This is a genomic window from Actinoplanes sp. NPDC049681 (genome assembly GCF_044465265.1).
GTDB lineage: Bacteria > Actinomycetota > Actinomycetes > Mycobacteriales > Micromonosporaceae > Actinoplanes.
Genome location: NZ_JBITLP010000006.1, coordinates 75726 through 94207, shown reverse-complemented (window position 1 = coordinate 94207; position 18482 = coordinate 75726). Strand labels below are relative to the sequence as shown.

The following is an 18482-nucleotide window of genomic DNA, read 5'->3' as shown; positions in this document are numbered from 1 at the left end:
CGGTCGGGGGAGTCCCCGGCCGGTCAGGCTGGTTCGCCGCCGGTCGTGGTGGCCAGCAGGTGCAGGGCCAGGCGGTTCGCCGCGGCCAGACCGGCGAGCAGCGCCGCGAGAACAATGTGGCCGGTCGCCGCCAGCGTGGTCGTCGCCCCGCCGAAGACCACCCACTCCGGCAGCAGGCGCAGGGGATCGGCAAGGGGACGGCGAGCCTTGGGGGCCACCCATTGTCCCCACACCACCGCCGCGGCCAGCGGCAACGCCACCGCCGCGAGGATGCGCAGCCACACGGGGCCCGGCACGTGCCAGCCGCCGTACGCGAGAGCAGCCAGCGCCGCGACCTCCAGGCCGAAGCGCAGGGCCAGATTGAGCGCCTTCATGCCGCGGATGATGCCACGGGCACGACGAAGGCCGGCCGCGGGATGCGACCGGCCTTTCGGATGATCAGCTGGCGTAGGCCTCCAGCCGCGACGCCCGCTCCGGGTCGCGCAGCTTCGACATGGTGACCTTCTCGATCTGGCGGATGCGCTCGCGGCTCAGGCCGAACTCGCGGCCCACCTCGTCGAGGGTGCGCTGGCGGCCGTCGTCGAGGCCGAAGCGGAGGCGGATCACCGCGGACTCGCGCTCGGACAGGGTCGCCAGCACGATCTCGACCTCGTTGCGCAGCTCGCCCTGGGCGACGGCACCGCCCGGCTCGGCGTTCGGGTCCACCGCCGCGACGAAGTCGCCGAGGGCGCTCTCGCCGTCCTCACCGACCGCCTGGTCCAGGCTGACCGGCTCGCGGTCGTACGAGATGAGCTCGATGATCTGGAACTCGGGCACGCCCATGGCCTTGGCGATCTCGGCCACGGCGGGCTCGCGGCCCAGCTGGGTGGCGAGGTCGCGGCGGGCCCGGACCATGCGGTTGACCTGCTCGACCATGTGCACCGGGATGCGGATGGTGCGGGCCTGGTCGGCCATGGCGCGGGTGATGGCCTGGCGGATCCACCAGGTGGCGTACGTGGAGAACTTGTAGCCCTTGGTGTAGTCGAACTTCTCGACCGCGCGGATCAGGCCGAGGTTGCCTTCCTGGATGAGGTCGAGGAACGCCATGCCGCGGCCGGTGTAGCGCTTCGCGATGCTGACCACGAGGCGGAGGTTCGCCTCCAGCAGGTGGTTCTTCGCGGCGCGGCCCTCGGCGACGATGATCTCGAGCAGCGGGGCGAGGTCCTCGGCGGCGTCGGGGAGCTTCTCCTCGGCGTACAGGCCGGCCTCGATGCGCTTCGAGAGGGTCACCTCCTCGACGGCGGTGAGGAGGCGGGTGCGGCCGATGCCGTTGAGGTACGCCCGGACGAGGTCCGCGGACACTCCGCGCTCGTCGGTGGCGTCCAGATCGGCCAGGGCCTCGACACCGTCTGAAATGATGTTCTCGGCGGTAACCACCGTGGACTCCGTCGCCTTCATCTGCAGGACCACCTTTCAGTCCCCTCCCCGCTCAACCGATCCCCGCTAAACGATGTCGTGCTACCCAGCCGCATTCGTGCCGGTGATCAAAAGTTTGGACCGGGGGGCGTTAAGCCGAGGTGAGGCAGGCGTACGGGTGGCATGAATCAGGGAGAACCCTGAGGTCGGAGACCCGACAGTGCGTCCGTATTGAGGGGACATTTACCGACCGCGGCGCAATTCCGAATGTCTTGTCCAGGACCGGTAATCTGCGAGGAGGAACGGGGTCGACAAGGAGGTTCGGTGGTCTTCAAGCGGTTCATGCAGGCGATGGGCGTGGGCGGCCCGTCCGTCGAGACGGTGCTCGCCAATCCCAACTGCCGGCCCGGCGGATACCTCGAGGGTCAGGTGCACGTCGTGGGCGGCGACCACGCCGTCGACATCGAGTACGTGGCGGTCGGGCTGACCACCCGGGTCGAGGTGGAGAGCGGCGACAGCGAGTACAACACCGACCAGGAGTTCCACCGCCAGCGCCTCACCGGCTCGTTCAAGCTCGACGCGGGCGCGCGCCACGACATCCCGTTCCGCTTCGACGTGCCGTGGGAGACCCCGATCACCGAGGTGTACGGCCAGCACCTGCACGGCATGACCATGGGGCTGCGTACCGAACTCGAAGTGGCCCGGGCGGTCGACAAGGGTGACCTGGACGCCGTGGCCGTGCACCCGCTGCCGGCCCAGGAGCGCATCCTCGACGCCTTCCTGCGGCTGGGCTTCCGCTTCAGCCGCGCCGACGTGGAGCGCGGCCGCGTGTACGGCGTGCAGCAGACGCTGCCGTTCTACCAGGAGATCGAGTTCTACCCGCCGGCCCAGTTCGCGCACGGCATCAACCAGCTCGAGGTGACCTTCATCCCGACGCCGCATCAGCTGCAGGTGGTGCTCGAGATCGACAAGCGCGGCGGCCTCTTCACCGAGGGCCACGACGCGTTCGGCCGGTTCGACGTCGACTACCACACCGTCGACCAGGTCGACTGGACGTCGCAGCTCAACGGCTGGCTGCAGCAGTCCGCGCAGCGCCGCGGCTTCTTCTAGAGCTCCAGCAGGACGGTTCGCGGGCCCACGTTCACGCTCTCGACGAGCATGTGGGCCCGGAACCGCCCGGTTTCCACGGTCGCGCCGCGAGCCCGCAATGCCTCGACGAACGCCGTGACCAGCGGCTCGGCGACCTCGGCGGGGGCGGCCGCGGACCAGGTGGGCCGCCGGCCCTTGCGCGCATCGCCGTAGAGGGTGAACTGGCTGACCACCAGCAGCGGCGCGCCCGCCTCGAGAGCGGAGCGCTCGTCGTCAAGGATGCGCAGCTCGTGCACCTTGCGCGCCATGGTCCCGGCGAGCGCCGCGGTGTCGGTGTGGGTGACGCCGAGCAGCACGAGCAGGCCGTCCTCGATCTTACCGACGACCTGCTCGTCCACGGTCACGCTCGCCCGGCTGACGGTCTGGATCAGGGCCTTCATCGCCGCAGACGATAGCGGGTCAGTCGACCGCCGGGTCCGGGTCCATGGCGCCGGTGGTCGCGTCGCCCGTGGTCGTGTTGGCGACACCCTGGCCGTGCCGGGCCTGCGGCTTGAAGCTGTTGGGGCCGGCCGTACCGCCGGTGGTGGTCATGATGCCGCCGCCCTCGGGCGGCGGGCCGCCGTCCTTCAGCTGCTCCGGGTCCGTTCCCGCGGGAATGGTGCTGGACAGGCCCGGGTCGTCGTCGTTGTAGTCGCTCATGGTGGCAGTGGTTGCCCGAAGTGCGCGGTGACAAACCGGGCTCCGCGCCGACATCATGGTCGAATGCCACGGGGATTGCGCTACGTCGATGCCGTCAAGCTCCTGGACGGAGCCGGCCCCGCGGCCAGAGCGGTGGACGATCTCATCGGCGGGGTGCTGTCGGTCGCCACCGCCGGCGGCTCCGAGGTCGCGCTCTCGCTCTTCGACGCCAAGACCGAGATGGTCCGGCTCGGCCACGCGGTGGCCGGCAGGATCCATGAAACGGTACGGGGGTTGGCGCGCCACGACCGCAGCAGCCGGCTCCAGGCCTCCCACGCGGTCCTGGTGGTAGCCGCCTTCTTCGAGGCCTTCGACGAGGTGGTGACCGCGAGCGGGGTGGCATCGCCGCAGCTGACCCGCGACGAGCAGCTCAGGCTGGCCATCGGCACCCGTGTCGACGGCGCCTGGCTCGAGCACTTGTTCACCGCCACCATCCCCGTCCCCGCACCCGAGCTGCCGTACGAGGAACTCTCGGCGAGTCTGACCGACTACTTCCTGGCGGCGAGCCTGCGCCTGAACGACTTCGTCGCGGGCCTCGCCGTGTGGGAGGCCGCGAGCCACCGTGAGCGCCGGGCCGCCAGCGAGCTCCTGCAGTACCGCCTTCCCGGCCTGGCGCTGCGGCGGTACGAGGAGATGAGCTGCCGGCTGGCGCTGGACGTACCGGAGTTCGGTGTGTGGGTGCAGCGGGCCGAGTCGCGCGCCATCGGCCACAGCCTGAGCGGCTTGCGGGAGCTGCTCGAGCGGATGGGGTCCGAGCGGCGCGCCGAGGGCTGGCGGGCGGCGCTCGCGGCCGCGTACCGGGCCGACCTGGAGCAGCCGGTCGTGCACGGGGACGCCGGGAACGTACGGGTCCCGACGCTGGGGGAGGCGTACCTCGATCCGCGGTTCCGGGCCAGGGCGGCGGTGCCCGGGTCGAATCCGGCCGAGGAGTCCTGGTGGGCCGGGGAGGTACGCGCCGACCTCGCGGCCTTCCTCGCCGGCTACCTCACCACGCCGCAGGCCGCCGAGGCGCCGCTGGTGCTGCTCGGGCAGCCGGGCGCGGGCAAGTCGGCGCTGACCCGGGTGCTCGCCGCCCGGCTGCCGGCGGCGGATTTCCTGGTGGTCCGGGTCGTGCTGCGGGAGGTGCCGGCCGAGGCGGACGTGCAGGACCAGGTGGAGCTGGCCGTCCGTACGGCGATCGGGGAGACCGTCGCCTGGCCGGAGCTCACCCGCGCGGCGGCGGGCGCCCTGCCGGTCATCCTGCTCGACGGGTTCGACGAGCTCATCCAGGCGACCGGCATCCACCAGTCCGACTATCTGCAGCGGGTGGCGGCGTTCCAGCAGCGCGAATCCGTGCTCGGGCGCCCGGTGGCCGTCGTGGTCACGAGCCGCCTCGCCGTGGCCGACCGCGCCCGGCTCCCCGGCGGCGCGCTCGCCGTCCGGCTGGAGGGCTTCGACGAGGCCCAGGTCGCGGCCTGGCTCGCGACGTGGGACCGGGTGAACGCCGGCCGCCCGGGTTATCGGCCGCTGCCGTCCGGGGTGTTCACCCGGTTTCCCGACTTCTGCGAGCAGCCGCTGCTGCTGCTCATGCTCGCGCTCTACGACGCCGCCACGCACGCGTTGCAGGGCGACGACACGCTCGAGACCGCCGAGCTCTACGAACGACTGCTCACCAGCTTCGCCGAGCGCGAGGTACGGCGCCTGCACCCGCGGGAGCCGGAGGCGGCGGTGCCTCCACTTGTCGAGGAGGAGCTGGTCCGGCTGTCGGTGGTGGCGTTCGCGATGTTCAACCGGCTGCGTCAGTCGGTGACCGAGCGGGAACTCGACGCCGATCTGGCCGCGCTCGGCATCACCGGGGTGGCGCCGGGGCGTACCGAGGCGTTCCACCGGCCGCTGACCGCGGGGGAGGAGCTGATCGGGCGCTTCTTCTTCATCCAGCGGTCGCGGGCCACTCAGGACGACCGGGTCCTGCAGACGTACGAGTTCCTGCACGCCACCTTCGGCGAGTTCCTGGTGGCCCGGCTGGTGGTGCGCGCCCTGCGGGAGACGGCTGCCCGGGCGGCATTGGCGCGGCTACCCCTGGGCGGCGGGCGCCGCGACGACGGGCTGGTGCAGACGCTGCTCGGCTATTCTCCGCTGGCGGCGCGCGCGACCGTCCTGCCCTTCGTCTCGTCACTGCTGGCCGGGGAGGACCGCACCGCGATCCGCGAGTGGCTGGTGGACGCGTTGCGTGCCGCCCTGATCCGGCCGGCGTACCCGGCGCACGAGTACCGGCCGGTCGACAAGCGGGTGGATCACCTGATGGCGACGTACTCGCTGAATCTGACCCTGCTCGCCCTCGCCTGCGGTGAGCCGCTGCGCGCTTCCGAGCTCTTCGTCCACGCGGGAGACCCGGCATCGTGGCTGCGCGGCGCGGCGTTGCAGTGGGAGGCGGCGGTGCCTTCCGGGATCTGGAACGAGCTCGTGGCCACGCTGACGGTGATCCGTACGCGGGACGGCGACCGCCGTGACCTGGTGCTGGATCCCACATCCGAGCGCCGCTTCCCGGCCGTCGACCTGGACTGGATCGCCGCCGGCGGGACGGTGCCCTACGACCGGGTCGCCAACCGCCTTCAGCTGACCGCGGGCACCGGTGCGGACCTGCTCCGGATGGCCGTCGAGCCCCTTGCCGGCTGGATGCCGGACGCCCTCACCACCATCGTCGCGGTGGGCGAGGAGGACGCCGACACGGTCGCGCACTGCCTGGTCCGGGTCTGGGTCAGCTCGGCCCGCCGCTCCGCAGGCCTCGCCGCCGACTACGACCGTGCGATCGCGACGCTGTTCGGCGGCGGCCCGGAACAGGCGGCCTCGCAGCTGCACTTCGGGCGGGCGGCCCGGCTGCTGCTCGGCATGCTGTCCCGGGACGCGGGCCGGCTGCCGGTCGGGGACGTGCTCGCCTGGCTGCGGCTCGTGGCGGGCAGCGGCTACCTCCGGCGCGCGGTTCCGGAGGTGCTGGAGTGCCTCGTCGCGGTGCGGGCGCCGGGCGGCCACGGCCTGGCCGAACTCCTCGGCGAGATGGACCTCCGCCGGCTCCGCCTGGCGCCCGTGGACCAGCTGCGTGCCCTCGCCGCCCTCCACGAACTGGAGGGCAGCCTGCTGCACGCGCACCTGCGAAGCCTGCGCGAACACCTCGCGCCCGACGCGGCAGCGGCGATGGCCGACCCCGAGGCCCGTGACGTGCTGGCAGCGGACCGCTTGCTCGCGGCGCGCGTCGAGCGGGCGCTGGATCAGTAGTCGCCGTCGGCGCCCACCGTGGCGACCGCGGGGCGCTCGCCACTCTCCCGGGCCGCGAGGTCGTCGAGGATGAACTCGGTGGCGGTCGATCCGAAGCGGGTCGCTCCGGCCTCGTGCAGGGCCAGCAGGTCGTCCAGCGTACGGATCCCGCCGGCGGCCTTGACCTCGACGGACGGCGACACGGCCGCCCGCATGAGCCGGATGTCCTCGAGCGTCGCGCCGCCCGGCGCGAAGCCGGTGCTGGTCTTCACGAAGTGGGCCCCGGCCCGTTCGGCGATCCGGCACCCCGCCACCTTCTGGTCGTCGGTGAGGTACGCGTTCTCCAGGATCACCTTGACGACCCGGCCCTGAGCGGCGGCCACCACCGCGGCCAGGTCGTCGTACACGTAAGCGGTCTCGCCGCCCCGCAGCCGCCCGACGGCCAGCACCACGTCGATCTCGTCGGCGCCGGCCTCGGCCAGGACCAGCGTCTCCGCGACCTTGACCGCCGTCGGGACGCTGCCGTGCGGGAAGCCGGCCACCGTCCCGACCAGCACACCGGTGCCGGCGAGCTCGGCCGCGGCTAGTTCCACGTCCGCCGGCCGTACGCAGACGGAGGCCGTCCCGCGCCGGGCGGCCACCTCGCAGCCCCGCCGCACGTCGTCGGTGGTGAGCTCGGGGCGCAGCAGCGCGTGGTCGATCATCTTGGCCACGTTCATCGGGTGTCTCCTGTCCGGGGCGGCTGCACGTCGAAGGTGACCTGCAGTGAGTAGCGGTCGCCGACGTAGCGGCTGACCGAGTGTTCGAGGGGTTGCGAATGCTGGTCGACGATGATCCGGCTCTCCACCAGCAGCGGCTCGGCGGCGGAGATCTGCAGGTGCCCGGCGTCGGCGCCGGCGAGCTGGGCGCTGAGCGTGGCGGAGCCCAGGGTGGGCCGCAGCCCCATGTCGTGCAGGGCGCGGTGCAGCGAACCCGCCTCCAGATCGACGTCGAGCAGGGCGGTGAGGTGAGGCGGGAAGCAGGCGTACTCGATCGCCCACGGGACGTCGTCGGCGAGCCGTACCCGGACGATCGACACCACCTGCGGAGCGGCAGCCGTCAGTTGCAGCGCGGCGGCCTCCTCGGCCGTCGCGGGCCGCACCTCGGCCTCCACCAGGCGCGACGACGGTGTCCTTCCCCAGCTGAGCACCTGATCGTGAAAGCTCATCAGCGTGCCGGCGGCGCGCGGCGCGGGCCGCTGCCGCACGAACGTGCCCCGGCCCTGCACCCGCTCGATCAGCCCGTCGGCCTCGAGCGCGTTGAGGGCGGCACGCACGGTCATCCGGGCGACGCCGAACTCCTCCGCGAGCGCGGACTCGGCCGGCACCATGTCACCGGGCTCGGCGCGCGCGAGGCGGGCGCGCAGGGCCCGCTCGATCCGCACATAGAGCGGCGTCTTCGCCATGACTCCTCCAGGTCGTCTAGACAACCTAGATGTTGCACGGCCGGCACCCGGAAGTCCATAGGATGTGCGCCATGACGCTCTCCCTGCCCATCGACGCCGAGGCCAACAAGCTGCTGTCCACCGACCCGCTGGCCCTGCTCATCGGCATGGTGCTGGACCAGCAGATCCCGCTGGAGAAGGCGTTCAGCTCGCCGTACGTGCTTGCGCAGCGGCTCGGTCACGCGCCCACCGCCGAGGAGCTCGCCGGCTTCGACCCGGACGCGCTCATCGAGATCTTCGCGAAGCCGCCCGCCCTGCACCGCTTCCCCAAGGCGATGGCCGCGCGGGTGCAGGAGGTGTGCCGGGCGCTCGTCGGCAGTTACGACGGCGACGCCGCGAACCTGTGGCGCGATGCCGCGGACGGCAAGGAGCTGGTCAAGCGGATCGCCGCCCTGCCCGGCTTCGGGAAGCAGAAGTCGCAGATCTTCGCGGCGCTGCTGGGCAAGCAGTACGGCGTCCAGCCGCCGGGCTGGCGGGAGGCCGCGGGCGCGTACGGCGAGGAGGGCGCCCACCGGTCGGTGGCCGACATCGTCGACGGGGAGTCGCTGGCGAAGGTGCGGGCGTTCAAGAAAGAGATGAAGGCGGCGGCGAAGGCTGCGCCAGCAGGCTGAGCATCTCCTCCGCCGGCAGCGGCGGGGCGAAGAGGTAGCCCTGGCCGACGCCGCAGCCCAGCAGCTGCAGCTCGGCGGCCTGCTCGATGGTCTCGATGCCTTCCGCGACCGTCGTGAGGTGCAGGGCGTGGCTGAGGCGCAGGATGGCCTCGGTGATGCCGGCGCCCTCCGGGGTGCCGTTCAGCTCCGCCACGAAGCTGCGGTCGATCTTCAGGATGTCGACGGGCAGCCGGGTCAGGTAGTGCAGCGACGAATAGCCCGTGCCGAAGTCGTCGATGGCCACGCGGATGCCGTGCTCCCGGAACGCCGCCAGCATCGTGATGCCCGCGGCGTCGTCGACCAGCGCCGATTCGGTGATCTCGAGGACCAGGCGGGCGGGCTCGAGGCCGGTCCGGTGCAGGACGCCGAGCACGTCCTGCACGAGCGTCGGCTCCTGCAGCTGCCGCGGCGACAGGTTCACGCTCACGTACGTGTCGGCGTCCCACCCCGCGACCTGGGTGCACGCCTCCTCGAGCACCCACAGGCCGAGGCCGCTGATGGTGCCGTTGCGTTCGGCGATCGGGATGAAGCGGGCCGGTGACACCACGCCGAGCGTCGGGTGCTGCCATCGGACCAGGGCCTCCACGCCGATCGGGCGGCTGTCGGAGAGGTCGACCAGGGGCTGGTAGAGCAGCGTCAGTTCGCCGCGTTCCACGGCACCGGCCAGGTCCTCGCCGAGCTGGGCGTCGGCGGCGCGGCGGTCGGTCATCGAGGGGTCGTGCAGCTGGGCGCCGTGCGTACCCAGGTGTTTCGCCTGGTACATCGCGATGTCGGCGCGGCGCAGTAGTTCCTTCGGGGTGTCGCCGACGCGGGTGGTGGCCACGCCGACGCTCGCGCGTACGGGCACCAGGTCCTCGCCCAGGCGGACCGGCGATGCCGCGGCGGACGCCAGGATGCGCTGGGCGGCGTTGACCGCCCCGTCGTCGTCCGGCATGTCGGTGAGCAGCACGACGAACTCGTCGCCGCCGATGCGCGCCGCCAGGTCCTCGGTCCGTACGGACGAGCGCAGGATGTGCGCGAACTCGGTCAGCATCGTGTCGCCGGCGGCGTGCCCGTACGCGTCGTTGACCAGTTTGAAGTCGTCCAGGTCGATGAGCAGCAGCGCCACGTCCTCCCGGCGCCCGACCGTCCGCGCCAGCTGGGCGTCCAGACCGGCCCGGTTGGCGAGCCCGGTGAGTGGGTCGTGCAGCGCCATCTGCCGCAGCTCGTTCTCGCGCTGCCGCAGCTTGGTCTCGACCTCCTGGCGGCGCTCGATGTCGAGGCGCAGCGCTGCCGTCGCCGCGTCCACTTTGCTCATGGCGCGGTTCCGGGCGCCGGCGAGCAGGCCGACGAGGGCGGTCAGCAGCAGGGTGATGGTGAGGGCGACGGCCCAGGTGGAGCTCACGATGCCGCGGTCGGACTCCTGCAGCAGCCGGCTGGTCGGGTGCACCCGCAGCGTCCAGGTGCGCAGTCCGGCGCCGATGTAGGACACCCGGTTCAACGTCCGGGAGGGCTGGGCCTGGCCCGCGGCGGACCGGGCGATGACACCGTCGCCGCCCCCGTTCGGATCGATCAGCTCGGCGCTCACGGCGCCGTGCGACTGCGTACGCAAGGTCTCGTTGAGCAGATCGCCCCCGTGCACGCCCAGTGTCAGCCAGCCGCGGAAGGTGCCGCCCAGGAGGTATACCGGCACGGCGAGGGTGACCGACTGCTGCTGTTCCGCCGCGGGCAGGCTCCGGTCGGCGGGAAAGATGTACGCCCGGCTCACCGCCATCCCGCCGATGATCCGCGCCTCATCCAGGGTCTTGTCCACCTCGGGGGCGGAGTTCAGGTCCCAGCCCGCCGTGACCGGGCTGCCGTCGAACGAGCGCGTGAACACCATGAAGGAGTGCTCCATGCCGCTGCCGACAGGCTGGAGCCGAAGGTGGTGCGCGCCCTGGCCGCGCCAGAAGCTCTCGAGTGTCTTGACGCCCGTGTCCCGCGCCGAGACGACGAAGCCGAGCGCCGTCGCGCCCGGCAGGCGCCGGTTGCTGACCTTGGACGTGATCCAGTTGAAGTCGTCGGCGGTGAGGTCCGTCTGCGCCCCGAGGGCGATCGCCACGTCGGTGAGCGTGTCGCCGTACCGTTGGATCTCGGTGTTGATCGCCCGGGTGAGATCGCTGGTGTAGCGGTCCATGAGCTGGGCGGCATAGCGCTGCTCGGCGGCGCGGGCGTCGCGCGCGGCACCCCACGACGCCGCAGCGCCGATGAGCGCAACCACGACGACGAGCGCGACGCCGGCCCATCGGCGTCGCTGCAAGACCGGTGTGGTCAGCCGCACGAAACTCTAGATCGGTCGCCGGGCGACAGAATGAAGGAACCGGCCGAACCGCCCGCTTCCGCTGCGTCGATTCTGGTCGCCGGGGTCGTCGCGGTGCAAGGATGGGCCGGTGAAGAAGCCGCCGGAGCGGCCGGTGCTGATCACCGACGCCGCCCGTAGCCAGAGCGACCAGCTCCGCAGCCGCGAGATCCGCTACGTCTCGATGATGGCGGTGCGCGCCGCCTGCCTGATCGCCGGCGCGATTCTCATCAGCGTCAAGCCGCCCCTGCTGCCGGTCTGGCTGATCCTCTGCGCCGCCGGGATGGTCTTCCTGCCGTGGGCGGCCGTCCTGATCGCCAACGACCGCCCGCCGAAGCGCCGGGCCCAGCCGCCGGCTCCCCGCTCGGAGCCTCTCCCGCGCGCCCTGGAACAGCAGCCGGACGATCCCGCGCCCCGCACCATCGACCTCGAGCCCTAGGGCCGCGCGCCGACCTTCTGCACGGCCGCGGCGCCGAGTGCCGCGCCGGCTTCCAGCGCGGCCTGCGGCTCCGCGCCGGAACACCATGCCCGGAGCAGGCCGGCCGCGAAGGCGTCACCCGCCCCGGTCGGATCGATCGACGGTACGCGGACACCCGTGACCGACCGCAACACCCCGTCCCGGATTCTCCAGACGGCGCCGTCGCCGCCACGCTTGACGATCACGTTCCGGGCGTAAGCGGTGAGCAACCCCGCCTGGTCCTCCGGCCGGCCCGGTCCGGCCAGCACGTCCGCCTCGTCGGCGTTGCACAGCAGCAGGTCGGTCCCGCGTACCAAATCCAGGAAGTCACCCGACTGCCGCAAGGGCGCCGCCGAGGCCGCGTCGACGCTGGTGGTGAGCCCCCGCTCGCGGGCCGCCGCGAGCGCGGCGAGGCCGCCCGGCCGGGAGCCCGCGTGCAGCAGCGGATAGCCGGACAGGTGCAGATGCACCGCGCCCGGGACCTCCTTGACCGCCGCCGTGACGTCCGCCGGATCCAGCAGCAGCGCCGCACCCCGGTCGGTGATCATCGTGCGCTCGTCCGGGGAGCTGAGCACCACGACACTGCCGGTCGCCGCGCCCGCGTGGTGCCGCACCGCGCAGCGCACCCCGCCGGCGGTCAGCTCGGCGACCCGCTCCCGGCCGGCGGTGTCGTCGCCGACGGCGGCGATCAGGGTCACCGCCGCGCCGGCGTGGGCCAGCCAGGCGGCGGTGTTCGCCGCCTGCCCGCCCCCGCCGACGCGGATCCGCGCATCCGTGTCCGACCCGGCGGCGAGCGGCCCGGCCTGCGCGATCAGCACGTCGGTGACCAGGTCCCCGACGACGATGATCATCCGGGGAGTGCGAAGCCGAGCGCCGAGTGCGCCGGGGTGGCCGCCGCGGCGATCTGCGCGGCCAGAGCGGCGTTGCGCAGGATGATCCGGACGTTGACCTCCAGGCTCTTGCCCTCGGTGCTGCTGTGGAAGTGCGAGAGCAGGAACGGCGTCACCGCCTTGCCCGTGATGCCGTCGCGCGCGAGCAGCTCCAGGCCCTCGGTCAGCGTGCGGTCGTGCAGCTCCGGGTCGAGCTGCTCGTCCACCGGCAGCGGGTTGCCGAGCACCAGCGCGCCGGCGCCCACGCCCTGCTCCTCCCGGGCGGCGATCACGTCCGCCACCTGGGCGGGGGAGTCGAGTTGCCAGTCCACCTCGAAGCCGCCGTCGGTGACGAAGAAGCCGGGGAAGCGGCGGGTGCCGTACCCGGCGACCGACACGCCCAGCGTCTCGAGGCGTTCCAGGGTGGCCCCGACGTCGAGGATCGACTTGACGCCCGCGCACACCACGACGATCGGGGTCCGCGCGAGCGTGGTCAGGTCGGCCGACTCGTCGAACGTCGTGCCGGCCTCGCGGTGCACGCCGCCGAGGCCCCCGGTGGCGAACACGCCGATGCCGGCCGCCGCGGCCACCGCGCTGGTGGCGGCGACGGTCGTGGCGCCGTCCGCCCCGGACGCGGCCGCGACGGCGAGGTCCCGCACGGAGAGCTTGGCGACGCCGTCCGCGCCGGCCAGGTGCTCGATCTGGTGATCCTCCAGGCCGACGAACAGTTCGCCCCCGATCATCCCGATCGTGGCGGGTACGGCGCCGTTGTCCCGTACGGTCTGCTCGATCTCGCGGGCGACCCGCAGATTGTCGGGGCGGGGCAGGCCGTGCGAGACGATCGTGCTCTCCAGCGCCACCACCGGGCGGCCGTCGCGGCGGGCCCGGGTCACGTGGTCGCCGTAACGGATGGTGAAGCGGCCCACCGGCCGCGTGGAATCGGTCACGATGGCAACGGTACGGCGCCGAGCCGGGCGACCGTCGTTGGACCGACCAGGCGTGAGGTGTCAGACTTGCGGGTTGGAGCTTCTGCCGCGGAGACCGGGGGGCACGTGGCGGGCAGAACTTTGTTACCGACGAGAGGCAGATGCCGTGAGCACGCAGATCCTCGAGCGCCCGGAGACGAAAGACGCCGACACCGGGCCGGAGATGTTCCACTACGTGCGCAAGGAGAAGATCGCCGAGAGCGCCGTCATGGGCACCTTCGTGGTGGCGCTCTGCGGGGAGAAGTTCCCGGTGACGAAGTCACCGAAGCCGGGCTCGCCGGTGTGCCCGCAGTGCAAGGAGATCTACGAGTCGATGCAGGGTTGATCAGGGGGTTCGTCCGTTGACGGGAAGCTACAGCCTCCTCGTCGCGGACCTGATCGGCGTGGCGGTGTTCGCGGCCTCCGGCGCGAGCGCCGCGGTCGCGAAGCGCCTCGACCTCTTCGGCGTGGCCTTCGTGGGCTTCGTCGCGGCCCTCGGCGGCGGAATCCTGCGGGACCTGGTCATCGACGCGGTGCCGCCGCTCGCCTTCGGCGACTGGCGGTACGCGGTCACCGCCGTCGCGGCCTCGCTCGCCGTCTTCTGGCTGCACCCGCAGCTCAACCGGTTGCGCCGCAGCGTGCTGCTCCTCGACGCCGCCGGTCTCGGCCTGTTCACGGTCACCGGCACCTTGAAGGCACTCGACGCCGGCGTACCGCCGGTGGGGGCCTGCCTGGTGGGCATGCTCACGGGGATCGGCGGTGGCCTGGCCCGCGATCTGCTCACCGGTGAGATCCCGGCGGTGCTCCAGCGCGACATCTACGCGGTGGTCGCCCTCGGCGGCGCCGTCTCGGTCACCGTGCTGAGCTGGCTCGATGTCGCCGATCCGGTGAACCTGGCCGCCGCGGCCGCCGGCATGACGGCGGTACGCATGCTCGCCCTGTACCGCCGGTGGTCCGCCCCCGTGGCCGTGCCGTAGCCGTTCCCGTCGGTCCCCGCCGCTATGCTGGGGTCAGCCTCCGCGGCAGTCCGCGGGGGCGTTTGTGTGAGTGGAAGGGATCGTCGCAGCTTGAGCCCGCCGTTGCCGAACCTGGAGACCTTCCCCCCGCTGCGCGACTGGCAGCGCAAGGCGCTGGTGCGATACCTGCGCAAACGGTCCCCGGACTTCATGGCGGTCGCGACCCCGGGCGCCGGCAAGACCACCTTCGCCCTGCGCATCGCGGCGGAGCTGCTCTGCGACGGCACCGTCGAGGCGGTCACCGTGGTCTGCCCCACCGAGCACCTGAAGACCCAGTGGGCGCAGGCGGCGGCCCGGGTGGGCATCCAGCTCGACTCGGCGTTCCGCAACGCCGACGTGCACAGCTCGCGCGACTTCCACGGGGCCGTCCTCACGTACGCCCAGGTCGGCATGGCCCCGGCGGTGCACCGGCGGCGCACCATGACCCGCCCCACGATGGTCATCCTCGACGAGATCCACCACGCCGGCGACTCCCGCACCTGGGGCGACGGCGTCAAGCAGGCCTTCGACGAGGCCGAGCGCCGCCTGATGCTGACGGGCACCCCGTTCCGCTCCGACGAGAACCCGATCCCGTTCGTCGAATACGAGCGCGGCCAGGATGGCCTGCAACGCTCCCGCTCCGACTCGGTGTACGGCTACAGCGACGCTTTGCGCGACGGCGTCGTCCGCCCGGTGATCTTCCTCGCGTACTCCGGCGAGACCCGCTGGCGCACCAGCGCGGGCGACGAGCTGGCCGCCCGCCTCGGCGAGCCGATGACCAAGGACCTGATCGCCCAGGCCTGGCGTACGGCCCTGGACCACCGGGGCGACTGGATGCCCCAGGTCCTCCGCGCCGCCGACGCCCGCCTGTCCAAGCTGCGCGAGCACGGCATGACGGACGCGGGCGGCCTGGTCATCGCCAGCGACCAGCAGACCGCCCGGGCGTACGCGAAGCTCCTCGACGAGATCACCGGCGAGAAGGCGGTCGTGGTGCTCTCCGACGACCAGGGCGCCTCGGCCCGCATCGCCCAGTTCGCGGCCTCGGAACACCGCTGGCTCGTGGCCGTCCGCATGGTCTCCGAAGGCGTCGACATCCCCCGCCTCGCCGTCGGCGTGTACGCCACCAGCGCCTCCACGCCGCTCTACTTCGCCCAGGCGATCGGCCGCTTCGTCCGCGCCCGCGTCCAGGGCGAGACGGCGACGGTCTTCCTGCCCAGCGTCCCCCACCTGCTCGGCCTGGCCAGCGAGATGGAGGCGCAACGCGACCACATCCTCGGCGCCCCCAAGGACCCGGACGGCCTCGACGACGCCCTCCTCGAACGGGCCCAGCGAGCCGAGGACGCCGAGGGCGAGCTCGAGAAGCGCTTCGAGGCCCTGTCCGCCACGGCGGAGCTCGACCAGGTCATCTACGACGGCGCCTCGTTCGGCACGGGAGCCCGCACGGGCACGCCCGAGGAGGAGGAATACCTGGGCCTGCCGGGGCTGCTGAGCCCGGACCAGGTGGCGGTGCTGCTGAACAAGCGCCAGGCGGACCAGATCGCCGCCCAGAAGCGAGCGGCCGCGGCGGCGCCCAAGGATGCCGTGCCGGCCCCCCGGGAGCCGGTGGCAACGATGAGCGCGGCGGAGCGCCGGGTCGCGCTGCGCCGCCAGCTGAACACCCTGGTGGCCGCCCACCACCACCGCACCAACCTGCCGCACGGCAAGATCCACGCCGAGTTGCGGCGGCTGTGCGGCGGCCCGCCGAGCGCCCAGGCGACGATCGAGCAGCTCGAGGAGCGGATCGCCACCATCCAGACCTTCTGAGCGTCGGACGGGCAGGAAAAAGGGCGCCCCACACACCGGGGGCGCCCTTCGCTGTCTATCTGGGGGTTAGTTGGAGTTAGACATCATTTCCGCGCCGCGCCACGTGAACTCGGGGTCGGCCGCGTACTGCACCGCGATCTTCACCAGGTCCTCGGCGTACCGGTTGGCGTGGTGTCCGCAGAACACCAGCTCGCTGCCACCAGCCAGGGTCAAACGGAGCTTCCCGGCTGCATTGCAGCGGTCGCACCGTTCATCGGCTGCTGGTCCGGCCACGCTTCCCGCCGGCGGCGTGAGAGTCGGGGTCATCGCCTTCCTCCTCTGGTCGTCACCGATGAACATGTTCCTCGGCTACTGCTCACCCATCGTGCAACACCCTCGGCCGTTGCAGCCTTCCCACAGTGCCCTGGGGGGACCCAAGTCACACGTGGTCCGGCTAGTGTGCCGTGTCCCAAGGGTGCCACGTCAACGATCACTTCTGCACAACGGTCTGATCACCACCCGATGATGTACGGGTGGTGACCAAAAGGGCACGCAGTGTTGACGGAATGGCCGGTCGTCCCGTATTGATCACACTGTCCGTGTCCAGTTCCGGACAACTGATCTTGGACGCGCAAGCGCGAGGAGCGCCCGGCCGTCGTACCGCTCGCCCACGGGCAGAGTAGACCCCGCCCGCCAGGCTCCCGCACGCAGAGTCGCCAACCCGTACGGGTAGCGGCGGCCGTGAGCCCGGCGGAGCGGGGAACGCCTCAGTCGAGGTAGTCGCGGAGCACCTGGGACCGCGACGGGTGGCGCAGCTTCGACATCGTCTTCGACTCGATCTGCCGGATGCGCTCGCGGGTCACCCCGTACACCTGGCCGATCTCGTCCAGCGTGCGCGGCTGGCCGTCGGTCAGGCCGAAACGGAGCCGGACGACGCCCGCCTCGCGCTCGGAGAGGGTCTGCAGCACCTGCTGGAGCTGGTCCTGCAGCAGCGAGAACGACACCGCGTCGACCGCGACGACGGCCTCGGAGTCCTCGATGAAGTCACCCAGCTGGCTGTCGCCCTCGTCGCCGATGGTCTGGTCCAGCGAGATGGGCTCCCGGGCGTACTGCTGGATCTCCAGCACCTTCTCCGGGGTGATGTCCATTTCCTTGGCCAGCTCCTCCGGGGTGGGCTCGCGGCCCAGGTCCTGGAGGAGTTCGCGCTGGATGCGGCCCAGCTTGTTGATGACCTCGACCATGTGCACCGGGATGCGGATGGTGCGGGCCTGGTCGGCCATGGCGCGGGTGATGGCCTGGCGGATCCACCAGGTGGCGTACGTGGAGAACTTGTAGCCCTTGGTGTAGTCGAACTTCTCGACCGCGCGGATCAGGCCGAGGTTGCCTTCCTGGATGAGGTCGAGGAACGCCATGCCGCGGCCGGTGTAGCGCTTCGCGAGCGACACCACGAGGCGCAGGTTGGCCTCGAGGAGGTGGTTCTTGGCGCGCTCGCCGTCACGGCCGATCCAGCGCAGGTCGCGCTCGAAGTTGCGGTCGAGCTTCTCCTCGCCCTCCTCGCAGGCGCGCAGGCGCTCGGCCGCGTACAGCCCCGCCTCGATGCGCTTGGCGAGCTCGACCTCCTGCTCCGCGTTCAGCAGGGGGACCTTGCCGATCTGCTTCAGGTAGGCACGGACGGAGTCGGCGGACGCGGTCAGCTCCGCGTCGCGGCGGGCCTGCTTGAGCGCCTCCGACTCCTCGTCGTCCCACTCGAAGTCGCCGTCGGTGGCCGAGCTGGCGGCGTCGCTGGCGGCGGCCTGCACCATGGCGGCCGGCTCCTCCACGACGACGTCCTCGAGGTCGGCGGCGAGCTCCTCGGGGTCGATGTCCTCGGCGACCTCGGGCTCACCCTCGCCGGGGGCCGCCGCCTTCGTGGCCTTGGCGGCCTTGGCCGGGCCGGCCGCGGCCTTCTTCGCCGGGGCGGCCTTCTTGGCCGCCGCCGCCTTCTTGGCGGGAGCCTCGGCGGGGTCACCGGCCTCGCCGTCGGTCGCCTGCTTGGGCGCCGGGGCGGCCTTCTTGGCCGGGGCGCGGGTCGCCTTGGCGGTGGTGGCCTTCGAGGCCGGGGTAGCGGCCCGGGCGGCGGCCACCCGGCGGCGGGTGCTCGCCGAGCCGTCCACGACGACCGTGACGCCCGCGTCCACGAGGGCGCGGAGGATCTTCTTGGCCTGGGCCGGTGTCACCTCGGCGGACTCGACCGTCTGCACGACCTCGGCCGACGTGATCTGCCCACCCGCACCCTGCGCGTGGGCGATCAGGGCCTCGGTGAGAGAGCGAACGTCGGCACCGGTCTGGTGGGCTTCTGTCACGAATGACCTTCCGGAGGGCGATGAAACACGGCCATGGGCCCAGCGCAGCACGCGGCGAAACGAGGCTGGCCGGTGTGGTGTGGGAGCCCTCGTGACCCGGACGGGGCTTGCAGGCGGTGTCCGTGAAGCGTGGGCAGGGGTGAATTGTAGCGCCGTCCAGCGAGATCCT

18 protein-coding genes are annotated in these 18482 nt (G+C 72.1%); 7 read left to right on the top strand and 11 right to left on the bottom strand.

Annotated elements, in window-relative coordinates; translation table 11 throughout:
* Positions 1-23: 23 nt before the first annotated feature.
* A complete protein-coding gene (locus ACIBO8_RS22225; protein WP_396117204.1) occupies positions 24-374 on the bottom strand; it encodes a YrdB family protein in 351 nt (116 codons plus the stop codon).
* A 64-nt stretch (positions 375-438) separates the two neighbouring features.
* Positions 439-1437 carry an RNA polymerase sigma factor SigB gene (sigB, locus tag ACIBO8_RS22220; protein ID WP_396117203.1) on the bottom strand — a complete coding sequence of 333 codons (999 nt, stop codon included), beginning with the start codon at positions 1435-1437 and terminating at the stop codon, positions 439-441.
* A gap of 282 nt (positions 1438-1719) precedes the next feature.
* Between sigB and ACIBO8_RS22215 the strand changes: the two genes are divergently transcribed.
* Entirely contained in the window at positions 1720-2505 is a 786-nt protein-coding gene (locus ACIBO8_RS22215; protein ID WP_396117202.1) for a sporulation protein, read from the top strand.
* Here the strand turns inward: ACIBO8_RS22215 and dtd are convergent.
* On the bottom strand, positions 2502-2924 hold the full coding sequence (gene dtd, locus ACIBO8_RS22210; RefSeq protein WP_396117201.1) for a D-aminoacyl-tRNA deacylase: 423 nt from the start codon (positions 2922-2924) through the stop codon (positions 2502-2504). The two genes, ACIBO8_RS22215 and dtd, sit on opposite strands and share 4 nt — an antisense overlap.
* Before the next feature lie 19 nt (positions 2925-2943).
* Positions 2944-3183, bottom strand: coding sequence for a hypothetical protein (locus tag ACIBO8_RS22205; protein WP_396117200.1), 240 nt, complete (start codon positions 3181-3183; stop codon positions 2944-2946).
* Positions 3184-3246: 63 nt separating this feature from the next.
* Here ACIBO8_RS22205 and ACIBO8_RS22200 point away from each other — a divergent pair, with 63 nt between their 5' ends.
* On the top strand, positions 3247-6474 hold the full coding sequence (locus ACIBO8_RS22200; protein WP_396117199.1) for an NACHT domain-containing protein: 3228 nt from the start codon (positions 3247-3249) through the stop codon (positions 6472-6474).
* Here ACIBO8_RS22200 and deoC read toward each other — a convergent pair.
* Both deoC and ACIBO8_RS22190 read right to left on the bottom strand, forming a co-directional pair.
* Positions 6468-7172, bottom strand: coding sequence for a deoxyribose-phosphate aldolase (deoC, locus tag ACIBO8_RS22195; RefSeq protein WP_396117198.1), 705 nt, complete (start codon positions 7170-7172; stop codon positions 6468-6470). The genes ACIBO8_RS22200 and deoC overlap by 7 nt on opposite strands.
* Positions 7169-7897, bottom strand: a complete 729-nt coding sequence (locus tag ACIBO8_RS22190) for a GntR family transcriptional regulator (RefSeq protein WP_396117197.1) — start codon at positions 7895-7897, stop codon at positions 7169-7171. The genes deoC and ACIBO8_RS22190 overlap by 4 nt, the downstream gene beginning before the upstream one ends.
* A gap of 71 nt (positions 7898-7968) precedes the next feature.
* Here ACIBO8_RS22190 and ACIBO8_RS22185 point away from each other — a divergent pair, with 71 nt between their 5' ends.
* Positions 7969-8547 (top strand): HhH-GPD-type base excision DNA repair protein, encoded by a 579-nt coding sequence (locus tag ACIBO8_RS22185; protein WP_396117196.1) that lies wholly within the window; start codon positions 7969-7971, stop codon positions 8545-8547.
* Here ACIBO8_RS22185 and ACIBO8_RS22180 read toward each other — a convergent pair.
* Positions 8501-10864, bottom strand: coding sequence for a putative bifunctional diguanylate cyclase/phosphodiesterase (locus ACIBO8_RS22180; protein WP_396117195.1), 2364 nt, complete (start codon positions 10862-10864; stop codon positions 8501-8503). The two genes, ACIBO8_RS22185 and ACIBO8_RS22180, sit on opposite strands and share 47 nt — an antisense overlap.
* 130 nt (positions 10865-10994) lie before the next feature.
* On the opposite strand from ACIBO8_RS22180, the gene ACIBO8_RS22175 reads away from it, so the two are divergent.
* On the top strand, positions 10995-11342 hold the full coding sequence (locus ACIBO8_RS22175; protein WP_396117194.1) for a DUF3099 domain-containing protein: 348 nt from the start codon (positions 10995-10997) through the stop codon (positions 11340-11342).
* Here ACIBO8_RS22175 and ACIBO8_RS22170 read toward each other — a convergent pair.
* Positions 11339-12211, bottom strand: coding sequence for a carbohydrate kinase family protein (locus tag ACIBO8_RS22170; RefSeq protein WP_396117193.1), 873 nt, complete (start codon positions 12209-12211; stop codon positions 11339-11341). The two genes, ACIBO8_RS22175 and ACIBO8_RS22170, sit on opposite strands and share 4 nt — an antisense overlap.
* Complete coding sequence (locus tag ACIBO8_RS22165; protein ID WP_396117728.1) at positions 12208-13155, bottom strand: pseudouridine-5'-phosphate glycosidase; 948 nt, start codon at positions 13153-13155, stop codon at positions 12208-12210. Before ACIBO8_RS22165 ends, ACIBO8_RS22170 begins: the two co-directional genes overlap by 4 nt.
* Before the next feature lie 166 nt (positions 13156-13321).
* On the opposite strand from ACIBO8_RS22165, the gene ACIBO8_RS22160 reads away from it, so the two are divergent.
* From ACIBO8_RS22160 to ACIBO8_RS22150, 3 genes are all read left to right on the top strand, one after another.
* A complete protein-coding gene (locus ACIBO8_RS22160) occupies positions 13322-13540 on the top strand; it encodes a DUF3039 domain-containing protein (RefSeq protein WP_396117192.1) in 219 nt (72 codons plus the stop codon).
* A gap of 16 nt (positions 13541-13556) precedes the next feature.
* Complete coding sequence (locus ACIBO8_RS22155) at positions 13557-14171, top strand: trimeric intracellular cation channel family protein (protein WP_396117191.1); 615 nt, start codon at positions 13557-13559, stop codon at positions 14169-14171.
* 90 nt (positions 14172-14261) lie between these two features.
* Positions 14262-15992 (top strand): DEAD/DEAH box helicase, encoded by a 1731-nt coding sequence (locus tag ACIBO8_RS22150; protein ID WP_396117190.1) that lies wholly within the window; start codon positions 14262-14264, stop codon positions 15990-15992.
* Positions 15993-16058: 66 nt separating this feature from the next.
* Here the strand turns inward: ACIBO8_RS22150 and ACIBO8_RS22145 are convergent, their stop codons facing one another.
* Positions 16059-16298: a hypothetical protein gene (locus tag ACIBO8_RS22145; protein ID WP_396117727.1), complete on the bottom strand. Its 240-nt coding sequence runs from the start codon at positions 16296-16298 to the stop codon at positions 16059-16061.
* Between the two features lie 440 nt (positions 16299-16738).
* Entirely contained in the window at positions 16739-18313 is a 1575-nt protein-coding gene (locus ACIBO8_RS22140) for an RNA polymerase sigma factor (RefSeq protein WP_396117189.1), read from the bottom strand.
* Positions 18314-18482: the final 169 nt, after the last annotated feature.